The following is a 21,364-nucleotide window of genomic DNA, read 5'->3' as shown; positions in this document are numbered from 1 at the left end:
CCGTGTCCCCTGCCGCCGCCACGGCCCGGGAACTGGGATCCTTGGGACACGCGCACGGAACACGGGGGAAGAGGGGAAGAGGGGGAAGCGATGCCTCGCTGGAAAACCCTGCCGGACGAAATGGATCCGCAGCTCAGGGAGTTCACCGAGCGGATGCGGCGGCTCGTGGACCACAGCGGCCTGAGCGTCGCGGAGCTGGCCGACAGCACGGGGTACAGCAGGACGTCCTGGGAGCGGTACCTGGGCGGCCGGCTCCTCGCACCCAAGGGCGCGGTCGTCGCGCTGGCCGAGGTCACCGGCACCCACACCGTCCACCTGACCACCCTGTGGGAGCTGGCGGAACGCGCCTGGAGCCGGGCGGAGTCGGGACACGACAGCACGATGGAGGCGATCCGCGCCGCCCGGACCCGCGCCCCCCTCCAAGACCGCACCACGACGACCGACCCGGGCCCGGGGCCGGCGACCGACGGCGGCACCGCGAAGGGTGTCGCCGACGGCGGGGCGGGGGGCCGTGGTGGCGCCGCGACGGGCGGCCGTGGTGGCTCCGGTACGAGCGCGGGCGGCGGTCCTGGCAGCGCGGGAGTTCGCGGCGGTTCCGTGGCGGGTGCCGGCGGAGGTGCCGCGACGGGGGGCCGTGGTGGCTCCGGTACGAGCTTCGGCGGCGGCCTCGCTGCCGGGGCTCGCGGCGGTTCCCCGGCGGAGGCGGGCGGCAACGCCGGGACGCGGACCCGTGGCGGCTCCGGCGCGGCGGCTGCAGGCGACTCCCGTCCGGCGGCCGGTGGTGGCTCCGGCGGGGCGGCCGACGGTGCTCCGGTGCCCGGCGGGAACTCCTGGGGGCTGGCCGGTTACCGGGGTCCCTCGAAGGCGACCGTCCGCCCGGGGACCGGCTCCCCGGCCCGCCCGGCCGGCCCCACCGGCCCGTCGGGCACCGCAGCCCTGACCTTGGGCACCGCCGTCCCGGCCCCGGCCACGACCGACGAAGCCCCGGGCACACCGAACGCTGCCCCGACCCGGGTCCCGCCCGACGACAGCCCGGGCACCCCCGCGGGCACCCCCGGCATCGTCGCCGGAACCGCACGCGTCGCCGCCCCGCCCCGGGCCACGCGCACCGGCACCCCGGCCACGCCGGCCTCCACCCCGGGCATCCCCACCGGAACGCCCGGCGCCCCCGGCCGCACCGGGACCCCGACCCCCCGCGGCGGGTGGCCGGTGACCGGGCCCTCGGCGACGGGCTGCTCCGCCCCGGCCGCCCCGGCCGCCCCGGTGAGCGCCGCGAACCCCGTGCCCCCGCGACGGCAGCAAGTGCTGATGTTCTTCGCGGGGATGGCCGGCGTGCTCGTAATCATCGCCGGTGTCTTCCTGTTCACCCACGGGGACGGCGGCGGTGGCCGGGGCAAGGGCGGGGCCGCGTCACCGGCCCCGTCGGGCCGTACCCGGCCGAGTCTGCCGCCGGGCGTGAAGTGCGCCGGCTCCGCCTGCACCGGCAAGGACGCCGAGGCCATGGGGTGCAGCGGCGACCTGGTGACGACCGCCAAGTCCGTCATCCTCGGCACCACCGTCCTGGAGGTCCGCTACAGCAGGACGTGCGGCACGGTCTGGGGCCGGATCACCGGCGGCGCGCCCGGCGACACCGTGCGGCTCACCGTGGGCGGGGTCCGGCAGACGGGTGACATCACCGCGGCCGGGGACACCATCGCGTACACCCCGATGGCCGCCGTGCGGGACCCGGCGCGCTCCCGGGCCTGCGCCACGCTCGCCTCGGGGCGGACGGGCTGCACCGACCAGCCGCGCACCAAGGCGGAGGAGGAGATTCCGTGAAGGTGCGCATGCGGCGGCCGTGACCGGGGCAGGGGTGCCCTACCCCCACGGGAGTCCGGCACACCGGTACCCCCATCGGCGGCCGTCCTCGTTCCCCCTCCCGAACGGACGGCCGCCTTTTTCACGCGCCCGCCGGCCCCGTCACCGTGCCCGTCCCCGGCGACGGGCACGGTGACGGGCACGCCCGTGAACCCTGTGGGCTGAGCCACACGGTCCCGTACGTCTCGCATGCCGGATGCGCGATAGCCTGACCGCTGGATCTCTCTTGATGCCAAGGGATCGATCATCCGCCCGGGGCAGGGACGCCCCACCGCCAGCTGTCATACGGAGAACGCCATGACCCGCACTCCCGTGAACGTCACCGTCACCGGCGCGGCCGGCCAGATCGGTTACGCCCTGCTCTTCCGCATCGCCTCCGGTCAGCTTCTCGGCGCGGACGTGCCGGTCAAGCTGCGCCTGCTGGAGATCACCCCGGCGCTCAAGGCGGCCGAGGGCACGGCCATGGAGCTGGACGACTGCGCCTTCCCGCTGCTCCAGGGCATCGACATCACCGACGACCCGAACGTGGCCTTCGACGGCACCAACGTGGCCCTGCTGGTGGGCGCCCGCCCGCGCACCAAGGGCATGGAGCGCGGCGACCTGCTGGAGGCCAACGGCGGCATCTTCAAGCCGCAGGGCAAGGCCATCAACGACCACGCGGCGGACGACATCAAGGTCCTCGTCGTCGGCAACCCGGCCAACACCAACGCGCTCATCGCGCAGGCCGCCGCGCCGGACGTCCCGGCCGAGCGCTTCACCGCGATGACCCGCCTGGACCACAACCGCGCGCTGACCCAGCTCGCGAAGAAGACGGGCACGGCGGTCGCCGACATCCGGCGCCTGACCATCTGGGGCAACCACTCCGCCACCCAGTACCCGGACATCTTCCACGCCACGGTCGCCGGCAAGAACGCCGCCGAGGCCGTGAACGACGAGAAGTGGCTGGCCGAGGACTTCATCCCGACCGTCGCCAAGCGCGGTGCCGCGATCATCGAGGCCCGGGGCGCGTCCTCCGCCGCCTCGGCCGCCAACGCCGCCATCGACCACGTGCACACCTGGGTCAACGGCACCGCCGAGGGCGACTGGACCTCCATGGGCATCCCGTCGGACGGCTCCTACGGCGTCCCGGAGGGCCTGATCTCCTCCTTCCCGGTCACCACCAAGAACGGCACGTACGAGATCGTCCAGGGCCTGGACATCAACGACTTCTCCCGCGCCCGCATCGACGCCTCCGTCAAGGAGCTGGAGGAGGAGCGCGAGGCGGTACGCGGTCTCGGCCTCATCTGATCCGACATGGTGCGACCCGGCGGCCGTGGGCTATAGTTGATCACGCACCGACCGCCGGGAATCCGGCACCAGGTGATGCGTTGGTGGTCCAAGGAAAGGCGCCCCGCTTCCTGCGGGGAGATGCAGGTGCAAGGCCTGCCCGGCGCTCCACACACGAGGTCCCCTTCCGCGGTGAGCGGGAGGGGACCTCGTCGTTTTGGCGAACACCGACGCGTCCCGGGTGGCGCCGGGAGCCATCGCTCGACGGGGTCGTCGAGGCCGGCCGCGCCGCCTCCGCCATCCGGTTCAGGACCGTGCCGGTCGGCGTCTTCGTCGGCGACGTCATGTTCAGGCCACCGCCTCCCCGGCCACCGGCCTGCGAACGCTCGGCCTGGTCACCTTGGAGATCCCGCTCCCGCTGCCGGCCGTCCCGATCGGCTGCGCCTGGCACCCGCGGCACGACGCCGACTCCGGAGCCCGGCGGACGGGCAGACCCCGTCCGACGCCTTTCGCAGCCCCTTCCAGACCCGCCTTTGTGCCTTTTTCAGCCGGCTTTTCCGTGACGCGGCGCACTTTCGGCCATGGATTGTGCATGCGTGGCAGGCGTTTGGGCAGGCGACCGCGGTCCCCGAGCGTGACCTACGTGTGACAGAGGGGTACCGAACAGGAACGGAAGGCGATACCCATCATGGCGGACAGAACGGAACGACACCCTCAGGCGACCATCCACGCGGGCGGCGAGTGGCTGGAAGCGATCTCCGGCGCGACCCGCGAGATCCTCGACCCCGCGGACGCCCGGCCCTTCGCCGTGGTCGCGGAGGGCGACGAGAAGGACGCCGAACGTGCGGTCGCCGCCGCCCGGCAGGCCTTCGACCACGGCCCCTGGCCGCGCACCCCGGTCGCCGACCGCGCCGCCCTGCTGCGCCGCGTCGCCGACCTCCTCGTCCGCGACCGCGAGGAACTCGGCCTGCTGGAGAGCCGGGACGCGGGCAAGACCGTCGAGGAGGGCCGCGTCGACATCGACTGCGTCGCCGACGCCTTCCGCTACTTCGCCGACCTGGTCGCCGCCGAGGCACCCGGCCGGGTCGTCGACGCGGGCTCGCCCGGCATCCACAGCGTGGTCGTCCACGAGCCGGTCGGCGTCTGCGCGCTGATCACCCCGTGGAACTACCCGCTCCTCCAGGCGAGCTGGAAGATCGCCCCGGCGCTCGCCGCCGGCAACACCTTCGTGATCAAGCCCAGCGAGATCACCCCGATGACCACCGTCGCGCTGGTCGGACTGCTGGCCGAGGCCGGACTGCCGGAGGGCGTCGCCAACCTCGTCACCGGCCCCGGCCACACCGTCGGCGCCCGGCTCGCCGAACACCCCGGCGTCGACCTCGTCTCCTTCACCGGCGGCCTGGCCAGCGGCACCAAGGTCGCCCAGGCCGCGGCGCCCACCGTCAAGAAGGTCGCCCTGGAACTCGGCGGCAAGAACCCCAACGTCGTCTTCGCGGACGCCTGCGCCACCGAGGAGGGCTTCGACACCGCCGTCGACCAGGCCCTCAACGCGGCCTTCATCCACAGTGGCCAGGTCTGCTCGGCCGGCGCCCGCCTCATCGTCGAGGAGTCGGTCCGCGAGCGCTTCGTAGCCGAACTCGCCCGCCGCGCCACGAAAATCCGCCTGGGCCGCGGCACCGAGGACGGCGTCGAGTGCGGCCCGCTCGTCTCCGAGCAGCAGCGCGCCAAGACCGAGTCGTACGTCGCCTCCGCGCTCGCGGAGGGTGCGGTGCTGCGCTGCGGAGGGAAGCGGCCCGCACCGTCGCCGGCCCGCCCGGAGACCGGTTACTTCTACGAGCCGACCGTCCTCGACGCCTGCCACCGCGAGATGAAGGTCGTCCGCGAGGAGGTCTTCGGCCCGGTCCTCACCGTCGAGACCTTCCGGACGGAGGAGGAGGCCGTGTTCCTCGCCAACGACACCGAGTACGGCCTCGCCGGCGCCGTCTGGACCATCGACCCCGGCCGCGCCCGGCGCGTCGCCGCCCGCCTGCGCCACGGCACCGTCTGGATCAACGACTTCCACCCCTACCTGCCGCAGGCGGAGTGGGGCGGCTTCGGCAGGAGCGGCACCGGCCGCGAACTCGGCCCCGCCGGGCTCGCCGAGTACCGCGAGACCAAGCACGTCTACCAGAACCTGGCGCCGAAGCCGGTCCGCTGGTTCGCCGGCTGAGCCCCCGCCCGACTCCTTCCACACCTCCGGAGCAGCACCCCCATGTCCCACACCCCCCACCTCTACGACTACGTCGTCATCGGCGGCGGCACCGCGGGCTCCGTCATCGCCTCCCGCCTCACCGAGAACCCGGACGTCACCGTCGCCGTCATCGAGGGCGGCCCGAGCGACGTCGGCCGCGACGACGTCCTCACGCTGCGCCGCTGGATGGGCCTGCTCGGCGGCGAACTCGACTACGACTACCCGACGGTGGAGCAGCCCCGCGGCAACTCCCACATCCGGCACAGCCGCGCCCGCGTCCTGGGCGGCTGCTCCTCGCACAACACCCTCATCTCGTTCAAGCCCCTGCCCTCCGACTGGGACGAGTGGGAGGCGGCCGGCGCCAAGGGCTGGGGCGCCGTCCCCATGGAGGCCTACTTCACCCGCCTCAAGAACAACATCGTCACCGTCGACGAGAAGGACCGGAACGCCATCGCCCGCGACTTCGTCGACGCCGCCCGGTCGGCACTCGGGGTACCCGGGGTCGAGGGCTTCAACCGCGCGCCGTTCACCGAGGGCGCCGGTTTCTTCGACCTCGCCTACCACCCCGAGGACAACAAGCGCTCCTCCGCCTCCGTGGCCTACCTGCACCCGGTGCTGGACGAGCGCCCGAACCTCCATTTCTTCCTGGAGACCTGGGCGTACCGGCTGGAACTGGACGGCACCCGCGCCGAGGGCGTCCACGTGCGCACCAAGGACGGCGAGGAACTGCTGGTCCGGGCCCGCGAGGAGGTCGTCCTGTGCGCGGGCGCCGTCGACACCCCGCGGCTGCTGCTGCACTCGGGCATCGGCCCCGCCGAGGACCTTCAGGCGCTCGGCATCCCCGTCGCGCACGACCTGCCCGGTGTCGGCGAGAACCTGCTCGACCACCCCGAGTCGGTGATCGTCTGGGAGACCCACGGCCCGATCCCGGAGAACTCCGCGATGGACTCCGACGCGGGCCTTTTCGTGCGCCGCGACCCCCAGCACGCGGGCCCCGACCTGATGTTCCACTTCTACCAGATCCCGTTCACCGACAACCCCGAGCGCCTCGGCTACGAACGCCCGGCGTACGGCGTCTCGATGACCCCGAACATCCCCAAGCCGAAGAGCCGCGGCCGGCTCTACCTCACCAGCGCCGACCCGTCCGTGAAGCCCGCCCTGGACTTCCGGTACTTCACCGACGAGGACGACTACGACGCCCGGACCCTCGTCGACGGCATCCGCATCGCACGCGAGATCGCGAGGACCGAGCCGCTGGCCGGCTGGCTCAAGCGCGAGGTCTGCCCGGGCCCGGAGATCCTCGGCGACGCGGAGCTGAGCGAGTACGCCCGCAAGGTCGCGCACACCGTCTACCACCCGGCCGGCACCTGCAAGATGGGCGCCGCCGACGACGAACTCGCCGTGGTCGACCCGGAGCTGAGGATCCGCGGTCTGTCCGGCATTCGCATCGCCGACGCGTCCGTCTTCCCCACCATGACCGCCGTGAACCCGATGATCGGGGTGCTCATGGTCGGGGAGAAGGCCGTCGACCTGATCGGAGGCGATCCCCGATGACCCCCACCGTGCCCACCCGCAAGCCCCCCACCACCGACGCTCCTTGTCTTCTCGGTCTCCGGCCTGTGGAAGGTGTTCGGACCCAAGTCCGGCCGCGTCCCGGCCGACCCCGAACTCAGGCAGCTCAGCCCGGCCGACCTGCGCGCCCGCACCGGCTGCACGGCCGCCGTCCGCGACGTCTCCTTCGACGTCCGCAAGGGCGAGGTCTTCGTGGTGATGGGCCTGTCCGGCTCCGGCAAGTCCACGTTGGTCCGCTGCCTGACCCGGCTGATCGAACCCACCGCCGGCAGCATCGCCATCGACGGCGAGGACGTCCGCGCGATGGACCGGACCCGGCTGCGCGAACTGCGCCGCCACCGCGCCGCGATGGTCTTCCAGCACTTCGGCCTGCTCCCGCACCGCACGGTCCTCGACAACGTCGCCTACGGCCTGGAGATCCAGGGCGTCAGCAGATCCGAACGCCGGGAGCGCGCCGCCGGGTTCGTCGCCAAGGTCGGCCTCGAAGGCATGGAGAAGCGCCGCCCCGGCCAGCTCTCCGGCGGCCAGCGCCAGCGCGTGGGCCTGGCCCGGGCCTTGGCGGTGGACCCCGAGGTCCTGCTCTTCGACGAGCCGTTCAGCGCCCTCGACCCGCTCATCCGCCGCGACATGCAGGACGAGGTGACCCGCCTGCACCGCGAGGAGGGCCGCACGATGGTCTTCATCACCCACGACCTGAGCGAGGCGCTGAAACTCGGCGACCGCATCGCCCTCATGCGTGACGGCCGGGTGGTCCAGCTCGGCACACCCGAGGAGATCGTGGGCTCACCCGCCGACGACTACGTCCGCGAGTTCGTCCGGGAGGTCCCGCGCGAGCAGGTGATGACGGTGCGTACGGCGATGCGGCCCGCGTCCGCGGAGGAGGCCGGCAGCGGTCCCGCGCTCCGCCCGGAGGCCACGGTGGCGGAGGCGATCGAGGCGGTGGCCAGGGCGGGCAGCCCGGCCCGGGTCATGAACGCGGGCGCGTGCATGGGCGTGGTCGACCACGAGCAGCTCCTCGGTGTCGTCGCCGGCATCCCGACGACAGCCGACACGCCCGGCACCCCGCCGACCGACATGCCCGGCACCCCGGCCGGCAGCGGCACCCCCGGCACCCCGGCCGCCACCGGCGCCCCCGGCTTCGGCGGCACCACGGGAACCGGCACCGGCGTCAGCGCGCCGGGTACCGCCGACGCGGCCCCGGGCCCCCTTGCCGCCGGGCCGGCGTCCGTGCCCGGCAGGACGGCACCCGGCAGGCACCGGCAGACGCTCCAGCGCGGCGCCCGCACCGGTCCGGAGGCCGCGCCCTCACCCGGGGCCCGTACCAGCCCGGAGGCCGTGTGATGGCAACCCTCACCGTCCCCACCTCCCGCACGGGCACCCCCCGCGTCCTCCGGAGCAGAGCCGCGGGCAAGCTCCTCCTGCTCGCCGTCCTCGCCGCCGTCCTCGCGCCCTGGGCGGCCACCCACTGGCCCGGCGCCGCCTGGCCCCACGAACTGACGGTCAGCCTCACCAAGCCCCTCGCCACGGCCGGCGACTGGGTCATGGACAACCGGGACAGCCACCCCCTGTTCCTCTACTTCTTCGGCTACATCAGCAACGCCGTCATCTGGGCCGTCCGCGCCGTCTACCTCACCCTCCTCGCCGCGGGCTGGGCCGGCGTCACCGCGTTCGGCGCGCTCACCGCCTGGCGCCTGGGCGGCGCCCGTCTCGCCGCCGGCACCGCGGCCGCCGTCCTGGCCTGCGGAGCGCTCGGCATGTGGGTGCCGACGATGCAGACCCTCGCCCTGATGGTGGTCGCCGTCCTCGCCTCCGTCGCCGTGGGCACCGTCCTCGGTCTCGGCGCGGGCCTCTCCGACCGGCTCGACCGCGCCCTGCGCCCGGTCCTGGACACCATGCAGGTGCTCCCCGCGTTCGCCTACCTCCTCCCCGTCGTCCTGGTCTTCGGCATCGGCGTCCCCGCGGCCGTCCTCGCCACCGTCGTCTACGCCGCCCCGCCGATGGCCCGCCTCACCTCGCTCGGTCTGCGCGGCGCCGACCCCGAAGTCCTGGAGGCCGTGGAGTCGCTCGGCTCCACCGCGCGGCAGCGGCTGCTGACCGCCCGTGTCCCACTGGCCCGCAAGGAACTCCTCCTCGGCCTCAACCAGACGATCATGATGGCGCTGTCCATGGCCGTCATCGCGGCGGTCATCGGCGCCGGCGGCCTCGGCGACCGCGTCTACCAGGCCCTCGCCTCGGTCGACGTCGGCGCGGCCCTCGCGGCCGGCATCCCGATCGTGCTGCTGGCGGTGGTCCTGGACCGCGTCACCGGCGCCGCCGGCGCCGGCACCCCGGCCACCGGCCGCCCCCGCACGATCGGCCGGCCGTACGCCCTGGCCGTCACCGTCGCCGCCGCCTTCGCCGCCCGCCTCCTCGGCGCGCTCGACTGGCCCTCCGGCTGGACGCTGGCCATCGCCGGACCGGTCAACCGCGCTGTCGACTGGATGACCTCCCACCTGTACTCCGGCGTCCCCGTCATCGGCGGTACGGCCGACTGGGCGGGCCACTTCACCACCTGGGTCCTGGACCCCGTACGCGACGGACTCCAGTGGCTGCCCTGGTGGTCGGTGCTGCTCGTCGTCGCCGCCCTCGCCTGGCTGATCGGCACCTGGCGTACCGCGCTGACCGCCGTCCTCGCCATGGCCGCGATCGGTGTGCTCGGTGTGTGGGAGCCGTCCCTGGACACCCTCTCGCAGGTGCTCGCCGCGGTCGCCGTGACCCTCGTCCTCGGCTTCGCCACCGGTATCGCCGCGGCCCGCAGCGACCGCGTCGAGCGGGTCCTGCGGCCCGTGCTGGACGTGTGCCAGACGATGCCGCAGTTCGTGTACCTCATCCCGGTCGTCGCCCTGTTCGGCGTCGGCCGCGCCCCCGCGGTCGCCGCGGCCGTCGTCTACGCCCTCCCGGCCGTCGTCCGGATCACCGCGCAGGGCCTGCGCCAGGTCGACGAGGCCGCGCTGGAGTCCGCGCGCTCGCTCGGCGCGACCGGCCGCCAGCAGTTGTGGCAGGTCCAGCTCCCACTGGCCCGGCGCTCCCTGCTGCTCGCCGTCAACCAGGGTGTCGTCCTGGTGCTGGCCGTGGTCATCATCGGCGGCCTGGTCGGCGGTGGCGCCCTCGGCTACGACGTCGCCTTCGGCCTCGCCCAGGGCGACCTGGCGACCGGCCTGGTCGCCGGAGCGGCGATCGTCTGCCTGGGCCTGATGCTGGACCGTGTCACCCAGCCGACCGAGCGGCACGCGAGGAAGGGAGCCTGACATGCGACGACGTACGACCGCCCTGGCGGGCGCGCTGACGCTGCTGACCGCGACCGGCTGCGGCGCCGCCGACATGACGAAGCAGGCCAGCCCGTTCGCGAACGCCCAGGGATCGAAGACGGTCACCCTGTCCGTGCAGTCCTGGGTGGGCGCGCAGGCCGACGTGGCCGTCGCCCAGTACCTCCTCGAACACAAGCTGGGCTACCGCGTCGACACCGTCCAGGTCGACGAGGTGCCCGCGTGGGACGCGCTCAGCCAGGGCCGGGTCGACGCCCTGCTGGAGGACTGGGGCCACCCCGACCAGGAGAACCGGTACGTCCACGACAAGAGGACGATCGCCCCCGGCGGCGGCCTCGGGGTGACCGGTCACATCGGCTGGTACGTGCCGACGTACCTGGTGAAGCAGCACCCGGACATCACCGACTGGCGGAACCTGAACAAGTACGCCTCCCTCTTCCGCACCGCGGAGAGCGGCGGCAAGGGCCAGTTGATGGACGGCTCCCCGTCCTATGTCACCAACGACAGGGCGCTGGTGAAGAACCTCCAACTGGACTACCGGGTCGTCTTCGCTGGGTCCGAGGCGGCGCAGATCACGCAGATCAAGCAGTTCGCCAAGGACAAGAAGCCGTTCCTGACCTACTGGTACGCGCCCCAGTGGCTGTTCAAGAAGGTCCCCATGACGGAGGTGAGGCTGCCGCCGTACAAGGAGGGCTGCGACGCGGACGCGGCGAAGGTCGCCTGCGCCTACCCGCACACCCCGCTCCAGAAGTACCTCAACGCCGGCTTCGTGCGGCACGGGGGCCGGGCCGCGGCCTTCCTGAAGAAGTTCCGGTGGACCACCGAGGACCAGAACGAGGTCTCGCTGATGATCGCCGAGCAGAAGCTCGACCCGGCCGAGGCGGCGCGGAAGTGGGTGGACAGCCACCCCGCCGTGTGGAAGCGGTGGCTGTCATGACGGCCCTCACCCGCGCAGACCGTGGGCGATCCCGGCCAGCGCCGCGGACGCCCGTCGCTGGAGTCCCGGACCGAACGTGATCCGGGTGGCCCCGAGTTCGCCGAGCGCGGCGCGGGCGAGGGGCCGTCGTCCCCGTCCAGCCGGGCCAGGGCGTTCAGCGGGCCCTGGATGCCGGAGCGCAGCAGCGGCAGCACGGCGGGCGGGGCCAGGATCGGGTAGACGCAGTCCGCGCCCGCCGCCACGTAGGACGCGGCCCGCTCGATGGCCCGTTCGGGGTCGCCGTCGCCGTGGACGAAGACGTCGACGCGGGCGTTGACGAAGAGCCGGTCCGCGGCGGCCGCACGGACCTCGGCGAGGTACTCGGCGTGCGCGTGCCGGTCCTTGAGGACACCCTCGTCGTCCGAGTCCTCAAGGTTGCACCCCACCGCCCCCGCCTCCAGCAGCCGCTCCACCAGCTCCTTCGGCGCGAGCCCGTACCCGCCCTCGACGTCCGCCGACACCGGCACGTCCACCGCCCGCGTGATCCGGGCGACAGCCGCGAACATCTCGTCGGCCGGGGTGGCCCCGTCCTCGTAGCCGAGGGAGGCCGCCACCCCGGCGCTCGGCGTGGCCAGTGCCGGGAACCCGGCCGCCACGAACACCCGGGCGCTGGCCGCGTCCCAGGGGCCGGGCAGCACCAGCGGCTCGTCCGGCCCCCGCCGGACGTGCAGGGCGCGGAACTGCTCCACCTTGCTCACGGCTGATGACCCCCCGGTGCGACGCGGCGGCTGACCATCCGCCGGTTCCAGTAGCTGTGTACGGCTCACGTGTGCTGCCCCGGCCGGTAGTGGCCCGGGGTCATCCGGGTGGTCACACCGAACCGGTTCCAGGCGTTGATCACCGTGATCGCGGCGATCAACTGGGACAGCTCGGCCTCCTCGAAGTGGCTCGCGGCCCGGTCGTACACCTCGTCGGGCACGAAGCCTTCCGTCAGCACGGTGACCGCCTCGGTCAGCTCGATCGCGGCCAGCTCCTTCTCCGTGTAGAAGTGCCGCGACTCCTGCCACGCGCTGAGCTGCACGATCCGCTCGACGCTCTCCCCGGCCGCAAGCGCGTCCTTGGTGTGCATGTCGAGGCAGAACGCGCAGTGGTTGATCTGCGAGGCGCGGATCTTCACCAGCTCGTACAGCGTCGGGTCCAGGCCCTTCCGGGCGGCGGTCTCCAGTCGGATCATCGCCTTGTAGACCTCGGGTGCGTGCTCGGCCCAGCGCAGCCGCGGGGCCTCCTCTGCGGCGTAGGCGCCGGTTGCCTCAGTAGTGCTCATGCCTCGACCCTAGAAGCCAGGCAGCCCAGGAGTATGGTCCATTTCCATGGCAAGATCCTGGGCCACTCTGGGCGTCGACCTGCACCTCGAACCCACCCGCGCCGGCGGGCTGCGCCGCGGCCTGACCGACGCCCTGCGCGACGCCGTCCGCACCGGCCGCCTCACCCCCGGCACCCGCCTGCCGTCCTCCCGCACCCTCGCCGCCGACCTCGGCATCGCCCGCAACACCGTCGCCGAGACCTACGCCGACCTGGTCGCCGAGGGCTGGCTCACCGCCCGGCAGGGCTCCGGCACCCGGGTGGCCACCGGCGTGCCCCACAGCACCCCGGTGACTCCCGCCGCCCGCCCGGCACCCCGCCGTACCCCCGCGGCGCCGGCCCACGACCTCACCCCCGGCACCCCCGACCTCGCCGCCTTCCCGCGCACCGAATGGCTCCGGGCCGCCCGCCGCGCCCTGGCCACCGCCCCTTTCCACGCCCTCGGCTACGGCGACCCGCACGGCCGGCCCGAACTGCGCACCGCCCTCGCCGGCTACCTCGCCCGCGCCCGGGGCGTCCGCGCAACCCCGGAGACCGTCGTGATCACCGCGGGCTTCTCGCACGCCCTGGTCATCCTCGGCAAGGTGCTGCGGGAGCGCGGCGTACGGACCGTGGCGGTCGAGTCGTACGGCGTGGACGCGTACTGGCGGCTGCTGCGGGACGCCGGCCTCACCACGCCCGCGCTGCCCTACGACGAACTCGGCACGGACCCGCGGGCACCGGGCGACGCGGGCGCGGTACTGCTCACCCCCGCGCACCAGTTCCCCATGGGCACCCCCTTGCACCCCGACCGCCGGGCCGCCGTCGTCGACTGGGCACGCCGCACCGGCGGACTGGTCCTGGAGGACGACTACGACGGCGAGTTCCGCTACGACCGCCAGCCGGTCGGCGCCCTCCAGGGCCTCGACCCCGACCGGGTCGTGCACCTCGGCACCGCCAGCAAGTCCCTCGCACCCGGACTGCGCCTGGGCTGGATGGTGCTGCCGCCGTCCCTGGTCCAGGGGGTGACCGCGGCGAAGGGCCGCATCGACACGGTGGGCGCGCTGGACCAGCTCACCCTCGCCGAGTTCATCACCTCCGGCGCGTACGACCGCCACGTCCGCTCCGCCCGCCTGCGCTACCGGCGCCGCCGCGACGCCCTCGCCGAGGCCGTCGCCGACCACGCGCCCGACGTGCGGGTGACGGGCATCGCGGCCGGCCTGCACGCGGTGCTGCGCCTGCCCCCTGGCACGGAACAGTCGGTGGTCCAGGCCGCCGTCTGGCAGGGCCTGGCCCTGCACGGCCTCGCCTTCCACCGCCACCCCCAGGCCCGCACCACCCCCCTGGACGCCCTGGTCGTCGGCTACGGCACCCCACCGGACAGCACCTGGACCTCCACCCTGCAAGCCCTGTGCCGGGTACTGCCGTAGGCCCCGCGCCGACCCCGCACCCTCAGACCTCCTGCGCCGTCGGTGCCTCGCCGAAGCGGGCCAGCAGGAGGGCTCCCGCCACCGCCACCGCGAAGCCCAGGGCCGCCAACCAGCCCAGGCCCTCCCGCGTCCGGTCGCCGAGCCAGACCACGCCCACCGCGGCGGGGCCGAGCGTCTCGCCGATGACTATGCCGGCGGTGGCGGTCGTCACCGAGCCCCGCTGGAGGGCCGAGGTGAGGAGCAGGAACGCGGCGCCGCCGCCGAGCAGCAGGGCGTACGTCGCCGGGTTGGTGAGCAGGTCGGCCGGGCGCAGCGAGTCGATCAGCCGTACCGCCACCTCCACCACCCCGAACCCGAACCCGGCGCCGAGCCCCAGGAGCAGGGCGCGGGCCCGGCCCGTGAGGCGGCCGCCGGCCGCGCCGAGCAGCAGCACACACACCGCCGTGACCACCATCGCGTACCGCAGCCAGTCCGGTCCCTCCCGCTCGCCCTCCGCGCCCGAGGCCAGTCCCAGCAGGGCGAGGCCCGCGCACACCACGCCCACGGCGGCCCACTCCACCCCGCTCAGCCGGACCCGCAGCAGCCGCGCCGCCACCACCGCCGTCACCGCGAGGCTCGCCGCCAGCGCCGCGCCCACCGCGTAGATGGGCAGTGACCGCAGCGCCACGATCTGGAGCAGGAACCCGAGCCCGTCCAGCGCGAGGCCGGCCAGGTACCGCCACTGCCGCAGCGCCCGCAGCAGCAGCGCCGCGTCCCCGCCGCCCCCGTCGGCGACCGCCGCCCGCGCGGCCACCGCCTGCAACACCGTCGCCGTACCGAAGCAGACCGCCGCGCCGAGGGCGCACACCATTCCGAGAAGCACGGAGTGACTCTAGGCGAGCCCGCGGACCGAGGGGGTGCCTGTACGGCCGCTCACGCCGGTGCCTAGGCTGTCGGCCGGACATCACGGCACACGGGGGAGACACCACCATGGCGGACACACGCCGGCAACTGCGCTCCGGCACGGTCGTCCTCGGCGGCATGGGCCTGCTGGCCGCCGCCCTCACGGCCTGCGGGTCCGAGCCGGACAAGCGCTGCGTCGACCGCGACAGCTACAGCCTCACCAAGGGCTACAAGGTCGTCTCCGACAAGAACTGCAGGACCGGCGGCACGTCGCCGAGGACGGGCGCGAAGAAGAGGACCGCCGGGAAGTCCCTGCGGAAGACGGCCGACGCCGCCTGGTACTACGAGGGCGACGAGAAGCACGGCTGGGTCGACGGCGGCTCCTTCACCAAGCCCGGCAAGGGCGGCGGTGGTTCGTCGGACGACGACCACCACGGCTCCGGAGTGCACCGCGGCGGCTTCGGCGGCGGCAAGGGCAGCTCCGGCGGCTGACGGGGACACGCATGGAACGCCGCACCATCAACCCCCGCCCCGGCTGGCAGCGGACCGTCGAGGCCCAGGGGCTGATCTACCCGCTCACCCGCCACCCCGACGGCTCCCTGCGCCCCTACTGGGACGAGAGCGCCTACTACGTCTTCACCCTGGACGAGGTGGAGGCGCTGGAGGAGACCGTCGGCGAACTGCACCGCATGTGCCTGGCGGCGGCCGGGCACATCGTGGCCGAGGACCGGTTCGCCGACCTCGGCATCACCGACCCGCGGGTGGCCGCGGCCGTCGCCGAGTCCTGGCACCGCCGTGACGAACTCCCCTCCCTCTACGGCCGTTTCGACCTGCGCTACGACGGCACCGGCCCGGCCGTGCTGCTGGAGTACAACGCCGACACCCCGACCTCCCTGGTGGAGGCCGCCTCGTCGCAGTGGTTCTGGATGGAGGACCGCTTCCCCGGCGCCGACCAGTGGAACTCCCTGCACGAACGGCTGGTCGACGCCTGGCGCGCGCAGGCCGCGCTCCTGCCGCCCGGCAGCCCCCTGCACTTCGCGCACTCCGCCGCCGACGAACTCGGCGAGGACCTGATGACGGTCGCCTATCTGAAGGAGACCGCCGAACAGGCCGGTCTCACCACCGACTGGCTCGCCATGGAGGAGATCGGCTGGGACAGCCTCTCCGGCCGTTTCGTCGACAACCGGCTCGGCTTCATCCGCGCCCTCTTCAAGCTCTACCCCTGGGAGTGGCTCACCACCGACGCCTTCGGCCGGCACGTCCTGGACACCCTCGACAACGGCGGCGGGACCGGCAGCACCCTGTGGATCGAACCCGCCTGGAAGATGCTGCTGAGCAACAAGGCCCTGCTGGCGATCCTCTGGGAGCTGTACCCCGGGCACCCCAATCTCCTGCCCGCCCACCTGGACGGCCCCCGCGAGCTGGCCGCGTCCGCCGGCTACGTCGCCAAACCCCTCCTCGGCCGCGAGGGCGAGGGCGTCACCGTGCACAAGCCCGGCGCGCCCGCGGTGCTCCGCGACGAGCCCTGCTGCTACCAGCAGTTCGCCCCCCTCCCCGCCTTCGACGGCAACCACGTCGTCCTCGGCGCCTGGGTCGTCCGGGACGAACCGGCCGGCCTCGGTCTGCGCGAGTCCTCCGGCCTGATCACCGACGAGTACGCCCGTTTCCTGCCCCACGTGATCCTCTGACCGCCGAGCCGTACCGTGGTCGTGCGCCGAGGGGAACGCTCGTCCCCCTCCCGTTCGCCGCCGCCCCGAGGAGGCCGCCGTGTCCGAGACCCGCCCGCCCTGCCCCCCGTTCACCCTGGAGACCGCCCTCCGGAAGGTGCAGGCGGCCGAGGACGCCTGGAACACCCGCGACCCGCAGCGGGTCGCGCTGGCCTACACACCCGACTCGGTCTGGCGCAACCGGGACCTGTTCCTCACCGGCCACGCGGAGATCGTCGCCTTCCTGACCGAGAAGTGGGCCCGGGAACTGGACTACGCGCTGCGCAAGAACCTGTGGAGCTTCCACGGGGACCGGATCGCCGTCCGCTTCCAGTACGAGTGGCACGACGCCGACGGTCAGTGGTGGCGCAGCTACGGCAACGAGCTGTGGGAGTTCGACGAGCACGGTCTGATGCGGCGTCGTGAGGCCGCGATCAACGACGTCGCCATCGCCGAGGCCGACCGGCGCATCCACGGCCCCCGCGCCGCCGGCGACCACGGACCCGACCTCCCGCTCCGCTGACGGCCACCGCGCCATCGCCTCGTCGCTCGCATGGTGGACGCGCGCCCGTCCCCGCCCGGCGCGCCGGGTAGGCTGACGAGCGGGCCGTGACTGGCGCGCTGGGATGGGACGGACCATCGGGGAGCGGCCCGAGCCGGAAAGAGTGCCGTGCGCCTGGGCCGAACGTGAACGCTGTACGCACGCCGTCCGGAGGTCCCGATGCCCGAGAATTCCGCCCCCCTCTCCACCGAGTCCACGGCCTTCCGCGCCGCCCTCGACGTGGTCCGCGCCGTCGAGCCGCGCGTCGCGGACGCCATCGGCCAGGAGGTCGCCGACCAGCGCGAGATGCTCAAACTGATCGCCTCCGAGAACTACGCCTCCCCGGCGACCCTGCTCGCCATGGGCAACTGGTTCAGCGACAAGTACGCCGAGGGCACCGTCGGCCGCCGCTTCTACGCCGGCTGCCGCAACGTCGACACGGTCGAGTCCCTCGCCGCCGAGCACGCCCGCGAACTCTTCGGCGCCCGCCACGCCTACGTCCAGCCGCACTCCGGCATCGACGCCAACCTCGTCGCCTTCTGGGCCGTCCTCGCCGACCGCGTCGAGGCGCCCTTCCTGGAGAAGACCGGCGCCCGCCAGGTCAACGACCTGACCGAGGCCGACTGGGCCGAGCTGCGCCAGGCCTTCGGCAACCAGCGCATGCTCGGCATGTCCCTGGACGCCGGCGGCCACCTCACCCACGGATTCCGCCCGAACATCTCCGGCAAGATGTTCGACCAGCGCTCCTACGGCACCGACCCGGCCACCGGCCTGATCGACTACGACGCCCTGCGCGCCCAGGCCCGCGAGCTCAAGCCGCTGATCATCGTCGCCGGCTACTCCGCCTACCCCCGGCTGGTGAACTTCCGGCTCATGCGGGAGATCGCCGACGAGGTCGGCGCCACCCTCATGGTCGACATGGCGCACTTCGCCGGCCTGGTCGCCGGCAAGGTCCTCACCGGCGAATTCGACCCGGTCCCGCACGCGCAGATCGTCACCACGACCACCCACAAGTCCCTGCGCGGCCCGCGCGGCGGCATGGTCCTGTGCGACGACTCCCTCAAGGACCAGGTCGACCGCGGCTGCCCGATGGTCCTCGGCGGCCCGCTCCCGCACGTCATGGCCGCCAAGGCCGTCGCCCTGGCCGAGGCCCGCAGGCCGTCCTTCCAGGACTACGCCCAGCGCATCGTGGACAACTCCCGCGCGCTCGCCGAGGGCCTGATGCGCCGCGGCGCCACCCTGGTCACGGGCGGCACGGACAACCACCTCAACCTGATCGACGTCGCCACCTCCTACGGCCTCACCGGCCGCCAGGCCGAGGCGGCGCTCCTCGACTCGGGCATCGTCACCAACCGCAACGCCATCCCGGCCGACCCGAACGGCGCCTGGTACACCTCCGGCATCCGGGTCGGCACCCCCGCGCTCACCACCCGCGGCCTGGGCACGGCGGAGATGGACGAGGTGGCGGGTCTGATCGACCGTGTCCTGACCACCACCGAGCCGGGCACCACCAAGTCGGGCGCCCCCTCCCGGGCCGCCCACGTCCTGGACGAGAAGGTCGCGCAGGAGATCGCCGGGCGGGCCACCGACCTGGTGGCGGGCTTCCCGCTGTACCCGGAGGTCGACCTGGGCTGAGACGCCCCGGCACAGGCACGGGGAACCGCGCGGCCGGCCGTCACGGGCCCGCGGTTCCCCACCGCACCGAAGCTCCCGCACTCTCTGCGACAATGAAAAACATGGCCATTGACCGACCCCGCGTGCTCTCCGGAATCCAGCCCACCGCAGGCTCGTTCCACCTCGGCAACTACCTCGGCGCCGTCCGCCAGTGGGTGGCCCTCCAGGAGTCCCACGACGCGTTCTACATGGTCGTCGACCTGCACGCGATCACGGTGGCGCAGGACCCGGCCGAGCTGCGGGCCAACACCCGCCTGGCCGCCGCACAGCTACTGGCCGCCGGCCTGGACCCGGACCGCTGCACGCTGTTCGTGCAGAGCCACGTCGCCGAGCACGCCCAGCTCGCCTGGGTCATGAACTGCCTCACCGGCTTCGGCGAGGCGAGCCGGATGACCCAGTTCAAGGACAAGTCCGCCCGGCAGGGCGCCGACCGCGCCTCCGTCGGCCTGTTCACCTACCCGGTCCTCCAGGTCGCCGACATCCTGCTGTACCAGGCGAACGAGGTGCCGGTCGGCGAGGACCAGCGCCAGCACATCGAGCTGACCCGCGACCTCGCCGAGCGGTTCAACGGCCGCTTCGGCGCGACGTTCACGATCCCGGAGCCGTACATCCTCCGCGAGACGGCGAAGATCTACGATCTCCAGGACCCGACGGTCAAGATGAGCAAGTCGGCGTCCACGCCGAAGGGCCTGATCAACCTCCTCGACGAGCCGAGGGCCACGGCCAAGAAGGTCAAGAGCGCGGTCACCGACACCGACACGGTGATCCGCTACGACACCGAGAACAAGCCGGGCGTGTCGAACCTCCTCACCATCTACTCCACGCTCACCGGCAAGCCGGTCGCCCAGTTGGAGCAGGAGTACGAGGGCAAGATGTACGGCGCGCTCAAGACCGACCTCGCCGAGATCATGGTCGAGTTCGTGACGCCGTTCCGCGAGCGCACCCAGCAGTACCTGGACGACTCCGAGACGCTGGACTCCATCCTGGCCAAGGGTGCCGAGAAGGCGCGCGCCGTCGCCGCCGAGACGCTTGCCCAGGCGTACGACCGCGTGGGCTTCCTCCCGGCCAAGCACTGAGGCGTACGACCGCACACGGGTCCGGGCGGGCGGAGCGCTGCACATCACTTGCGGTGCGCCTGCCGACAGGACTTCCGTGGCCGTACAGTCGATAGCCGACGGCCGGGACGGGACGGCCGAGAAGACGACAGACGCGACGAAGGAGACGACGTGGGGACCGTAACGATCGGCGTGTCGATCGCGGTCCCGGAGCCTCACGGCAGCCTGCTCCAGGAGCGGCGCGCGGGCTTCGGCGACGCCGCGGCTCACGGCATCCCCACGCACGTCACGCTGCTGCCGCCGACCGAGGTGGACGAGGCCGCCCTGCCGGCCGTCGACGCGCACCTCTCCGAGGTCGCCACGGCCGGCCGGCCGTTCCCGATGCGGCTGTCCGGTACGGGCACCTTCCGGCCCCTGTCACCGGTGGTCTACGTCCGGGTCGTCCGGGGCGCCGAGGCCTGCGCCCGGCTGCAGCAGCGGATCCGCGACGCCTCCGGCCCGGTGGCGCGCGAGCTGCAGTTCCCCTACCACCCGCACGTCACCGTGGCCCACGGCATCGACGACGCGGCGATGGACCGCGCCTTCGAGGAACTGGCGGGCTTCGACGCCGAGTGGCCGTGCACCGGCTTCGCGCTCTACGAACAGGGCGCCGACGGGGTGTGGCGCAAGCTGCGCGAGTACCCCTTCGGCGGAGCGGTGGTACCGCCCCAGGCCGGCCACGCGGACGTCGGACGCGGCACGCCGGCGGGCCGCTAGCCGTACGCGACGGGGGGCCGCTCCCGTCAGACGTCCAGCCGGCGGTACACCGCGCGCGGCGCGTGCCGCAGCGCCCACATCACCGGGCGGAGCGCCCCCGGCACCCACACCGTCTCCGAGCGGCGGCGCAGGCCGAGTTCGACGGCGGTGGCGACCGCCTCCGGTGTGGTGGCGAGCGGGGGCCGGTGCCGGCCGGCCGTTCCGCGGGTCCGGACGAACCCGGGGCGTACGACCATGACGTGCGCGCCGGTGCCGTACAGGGCGTCGCCCAGGCCCTGGGCGAAGGTGTCGAGGCCGGCCTTGCTGGAGCCGTAGATGAAGTCGGTGCGGCGGGCGCGTTCGGCGGCGACGGAGGACAGGACGACGAGGGAACCGTGCCCCTGCGCCTGGAGGGCGCGGCCGGTGACCAGCCCCACCGAGACGGCCCCGGTGTAGTTGGTCCGGGCGACCCGCACCGCACGCACCGGGTCGCGTTCGTCGTGGGCCTGGTCGCCGAGGACGCCGAACGCGAGCAGCACCATGTCGACGGCACCCTCGGCGAACACCTTGCCGAGGACGGTCTCGTGGGATGCGGGGTCGAGCGCGTCGAAGCCGAGGGTGTGCACGTCGGCGCCGAGCGCGCGCAGGCTCGCGGCGGCGTTCTCCAGGGCGGCGGAGGGGCGGCCCGCCAGCCACACCGTGCGGGTGCGGCGGGCGATCAGCCGGCGCGCGGTGGCCAGCCCGATCTCGGACGTGCCGCCGAGGACGAGCAGGGAACGCGGCAGTGCGGTGGCATCCTTCATGACAACTGACCGTATCGCCCGTATATGACCGTTCTGGCGAAGAAACGCGGT

Annotated in this window: 16 protein-coding genes, 1 tRNA gene, 2 pseudogenes and 1 riboswitch; of the genes and pseudogenes, 15 read left to right on the top strand and 4 right to left on the bottom strand. The window is 73.4% G+C overall.

Features of this window, described 5'->3' with window-relative positions; translation table 11 throughout:
* Positions 1 to 90: 90 nt before the first annotated feature.
* The 8 genes and pseudogenes from D9753_RS38680 (at position 91) to D9753_RS13625 (ending at position 11,167) form a co-directional block, all read left to right on the top strand.
* Positions 91 to 1,818, top strand: a complete 1,728-nt coding sequence (locus tag D9753_RS38680) for a helix-turn-helix domain-containing protein (protein ID WP_121787280.1) — start codon at positions 91 to 93, stop codon at positions 1,816 to 1,818.
* A 336-nt stretch (positions 1,819 to 2,154) separates the two neighbouring features.
* Positions 2,155 to 3,144, top strand: coding sequence for a malate dehydrogenase (locus D9753_RS13660; protein WP_121787279.1), 990 nt, complete (start codon positions 2,155 to 2,157; stop codon positions 3,142 to 3,144).
* Positions 3,145 to 3,221: 77 nt separating this feature from the next.
* Positions 3,222 to 3,294 (top strand) — tRNA-Gly (locus D9753_RS13655).
* A gap of 517 nt (positions 3,295 to 3,811) precedes the next feature.
* Entirely contained in the window at positions 3,812 to 5,332 is a 1,521-nt protein-coding gene (locus D9753_RS13645) for an aldehyde dehydrogenase family protein (RefSeq protein WP_121787277.1), read from the top strand.
* A gap of 42 nt (positions 5,333 to 5,374) precedes the next feature.
* The gene (locus D9753_RS13640; protein WP_121787276.1) at positions 5,375 to 6,907 is read left to right on the top strand and encodes a GMC family oxidoreductase; all 1,533 of its coding nucleotides are present in this window, start codon (positions 5,375 to 5,377) and stop codon (positions 6,905 to 6,907) included.
* Positions 6,904 to 7,981: pseudogene (locus tag D9753_RS13635) on the top strand (quaternary amine ABC transporter ATP-binding protein); the annotation flags it as partial. The gene D9753_RS13640 and the pseudogene D9753_RS13635, both read left to right, overlap by 4 nt.
* Positions 7,982 to 8,265: 284 nt before the next feature.
* A complete protein-coding gene (locus D9753_RS13630) occupies positions 8,266 to 10,212 on the top strand; it encodes an ABC transporter permease (RefSeq protein ID WP_205614142.1) in 1,947 nt (648 codons plus the stop codon).
* A gap of 1 nt (position 10,213) precedes the next feature.
* A complete protein-coding gene (locus D9753_RS13625; RefSeq protein ID WP_121787274.1) occupies positions 10,214 to 11,167 on the top strand; it encodes an ABC transporter substrate-binding protein in 954 nt (317 codons plus the stop codon).
* A gap of 6 nt (positions 11,168 to 11,173) precedes the next feature.
* On the opposite strand, the pseudogene D9753_RS13620 reads toward D9753_RS13625, so the two are convergent.
* Together D9753_RS13620 and D9753_RS13615 are read right to left on the bottom strand one after the other, a co-directional pair.
* A pseudogene (locus tag D9753_RS13620) lies at positions 11,174 to 11,904 on the bottom strand (isocitrate lyase/PEP mutase family protein).
* 65 nt (positions 11,905 to 11,969) lie between these two features.
* Positions 11,970 to 12,470 carry a carboxymuconolactone decarboxylase family protein gene (locus tag D9753_RS13615; protein ID WP_121787273.1) on the bottom strand — a complete coding sequence of 167 codons (501 nt, stop codon included), beginning with the start codon at positions 12,468 to 12,470 and terminating at the stop codon, positions 11,970 to 11,972.
* A gap of 46 nt (positions 12,471 to 12,516) precedes the next feature.
* Here D9753_RS13615 and pdxR point away from each other — a divergent pair, with 46 nt between their 5' ends.
* Complete coding sequence (pdxR, locus tag D9753_RS13610; RefSeq protein WP_121787272.1) at positions 12,517 to 13,917, top strand: MocR-like pyridoxine biosynthesis transcription factor PdxR; 1,401 nt, start codon at positions 12,517 to 12,519, stop codon at positions 13,915 to 13,917.
* A gap of 22 nt (positions 13,918 to 13,939) precedes the next feature.
* On the opposite strand, the gene D9753_RS13605 is transcribed toward pdxR, so the two are convergent.
* Entirely contained in the window at positions 13,940 to 14,767 is an 828-nt protein-coding gene (locus tag D9753_RS13605; protein ID WP_121787271.1) for a DMT family protein, read from the bottom strand.
* Between the two features lie 119 nt (positions 14,768 to 14,886).
* Between D9753_RS13605 and D9753_RS13600 the strand changes: the two genes are divergently transcribed.
* The 6 genes from D9753_RS13600 (at position 14,887) to D9753_RS13575 (ending at position 20,531) form a co-directional block, all read left to right on the top strand.
* Positions 14,887 to 15,291 carry a hypothetical protein gene (locus D9753_RS13600; RefSeq protein ID WP_121787270.1) on the top strand — a complete coding sequence of 135 codons (405 nt, stop codon included), beginning with the start codon at positions 14,887 to 14,889 and terminating at the stop codon, positions 15,289 to 15,291.
* A gap of 11 nt (positions 15,292 to 15,302) precedes the next feature.
* Positions 15,303 to 16,487, top strand: coding sequence for a glutathionylspermidine synthase family protein (locus tag D9753_RS13595; protein ID WP_121787269.1), 1,185 nt, complete (start codon positions 15,303 to 15,305; stop codon positions 16,485 to 16,487).
* A 79-nt stretch (positions 16,488 to 16,566) separates the two neighbouring features.
* Positions 16,567 to 17,028 (top strand): nuclear transport factor 2 family protein, encoded by a 462-nt coding sequence (locus tag D9753_RS13590; protein WP_121787268.1) that lies wholly within the window; start codon positions 16,567 to 16,569, stop codon positions 17,026 to 17,028.
* Positions 17,029 to 17,104: 76 nt separating this feature from the next.
* A riboswitch (ZMP/ZTP riboswitch) is annotated at positions 17,105 to 17,194 on the top strand.
* Between the two features lie 32 nt (positions 17,195 to 17,226).
* The gene (locus D9753_RS13585; protein ID WP_121787267.1) at positions 17,227 to 18,681 is read left to right on the top strand and encodes a glycine hydroxymethyltransferase; all 1,455 of its coding nucleotides are present in this window, start codon (positions 17,227 to 17,229) and stop codon (positions 18,679 to 18,681) included.
* A gap of 101 nt (positions 18,682 to 18,782) precedes the next feature.
* Positions 18,783 to 19,796 (top strand): tryptophan--tRNA ligase, encoded by a 1,014-nt coding sequence (gene trpS, locus D9753_RS13580; protein ID WP_121787266.1) that lies wholly within the window; start codon positions 18,783 to 18,785, stop codon positions 19,794 to 19,796.
* Between the two features lie 150 nt (positions 19,797 to 19,946).
* Complete coding sequence (locus D9753_RS13575; protein WP_121787265.1) at positions 19,947 to 20,531, top strand: 2'-5' RNA ligase family protein; 585 nt, start codon at positions 19,947 to 19,949, stop codon at positions 20,529 to 20,531.
* A 26-nt stretch (positions 20,532 to 20,557) separates the two neighbouring features.
* Here D9753_RS13575 and D9753_RS13570 read toward each other — a convergent pair whose 3' ends face one another.
* The gene (locus D9753_RS13570) at positions 20,558 to 21,313 is read right to left on the bottom strand and encodes a decaprenylphospho-beta-D-erythro-pentofuranosid-2-ulose 2-reductase (RefSeq protein ID WP_121787264.1); all 756 of its coding nucleotides are present in this window, start codon (positions 21,311 to 21,313) and stop codon (positions 20,558 to 20,560) included.
* Positions 21,314 to 21,364 lie beyond the last annotated feature (51 nt).

Source organism: Streptomyces dangxiongensis (assembly GCF_003675325.1).
GTDB lineage: Bacteria > Actinomycetota > Actinomycetes > Streptomycetales > Streptomycetaceae > Streptomyces > Streptomyces dangxiongensis.
This window is presented reverse-complemented; position numbering and strand designations above follow the sequence as displayed.

Coding starts and splice junctions, on each gene's coding strand:
- D9753_RS38680 (WP_121787280.1), top strand. CDS start 91: ATGCCTCGCTGGAAAACCCTGCCGGACGAAATGGATCCGCAGCTCAGG.
- D9753_RS13660 (WP_121787279.1), top strand. CDS start 2,155: ATGACCCGCACTCCCGTGAACGTCACCGTCACCGGCGCGGCCGGCCAG.
- D9753_RS13645 (WP_121787277.1), top strand. CDS start 3,812: ATGGCGGACAGAACGGAACGACACCCTCAGGCGACCATCCACGCGGGC.
- D9753_RS13640 (WP_121787276.1), top strand. CDS start 5,375: ATGTCCCACACCCCCCACCTCTACGACTACGTCGTCATCGGCGGCGGC.
- D9753_RS13630 (WP_205614142.1), top strand. CDS start 8,266: ATGGCAACCCTCACCGTCCCCACCTCCCGCACGGGCACCCCCCGCGTC.
- D9753_RS13625 (WP_121787274.1), top strand. CDS start 10,214: ATGCGACGACGTACGACCGCCCTGGCGGGCGCGCTGACGCTGCTGACC.
- D9753_RS13615 (WP_121787273.1), bottom strand. CDS start 12,470: ATGAGCACTACTGAGGCAACCGGCGCCTACGCCGCAGAGGAGGCCCCG.
- pdxR (WP_121787272.1), top strand. CDS start 12,517: ATGGCAAGATCCTGGGCCACTCTGGGCGTCGACCTGCACCTCGAACCC.
- D9753_RS13605 (WP_121787271.1), bottom strand. CDS start 14,767: ATGGTGTGCGCCCTCGGCGCGGCGGTCTGCTTCGGTACGGCGACGGTG.
- D9753_RS13600 (WP_121787270.1), top strand. CDS start 14,887: ATGGCGGACACACGCCGGCAACTGCGCTCCGGCACGGTCGTCCTCGGC.
- D9753_RS13595 (WP_121787269.1), top strand. CDS start 15,303: ATGGAACGCCGCACCATCAACCCCCGCCCCGGCTGGCAGCGGACCGTC.
- D9753_RS13585 (WP_121787267.1), top strand. CDS start 17,227: ATGCCCGAGAATTCCGCCCCCCTCTCCACCGAGTCCACGGCCTTCCGC.
- trpS (WP_121787266.1), top strand. CDS start 18,783: ATGGCCATTGACCGACCCCGCGTGCTCTCCGGAATCCAGCCCACCGCA.
- D9753_RS13570 (WP_121787264.1), bottom strand. CDS start 21,313: ATGAAGGATGCCACCGCACTGCCGCGTTCCCTGCTCGTCCTCGGCGGC.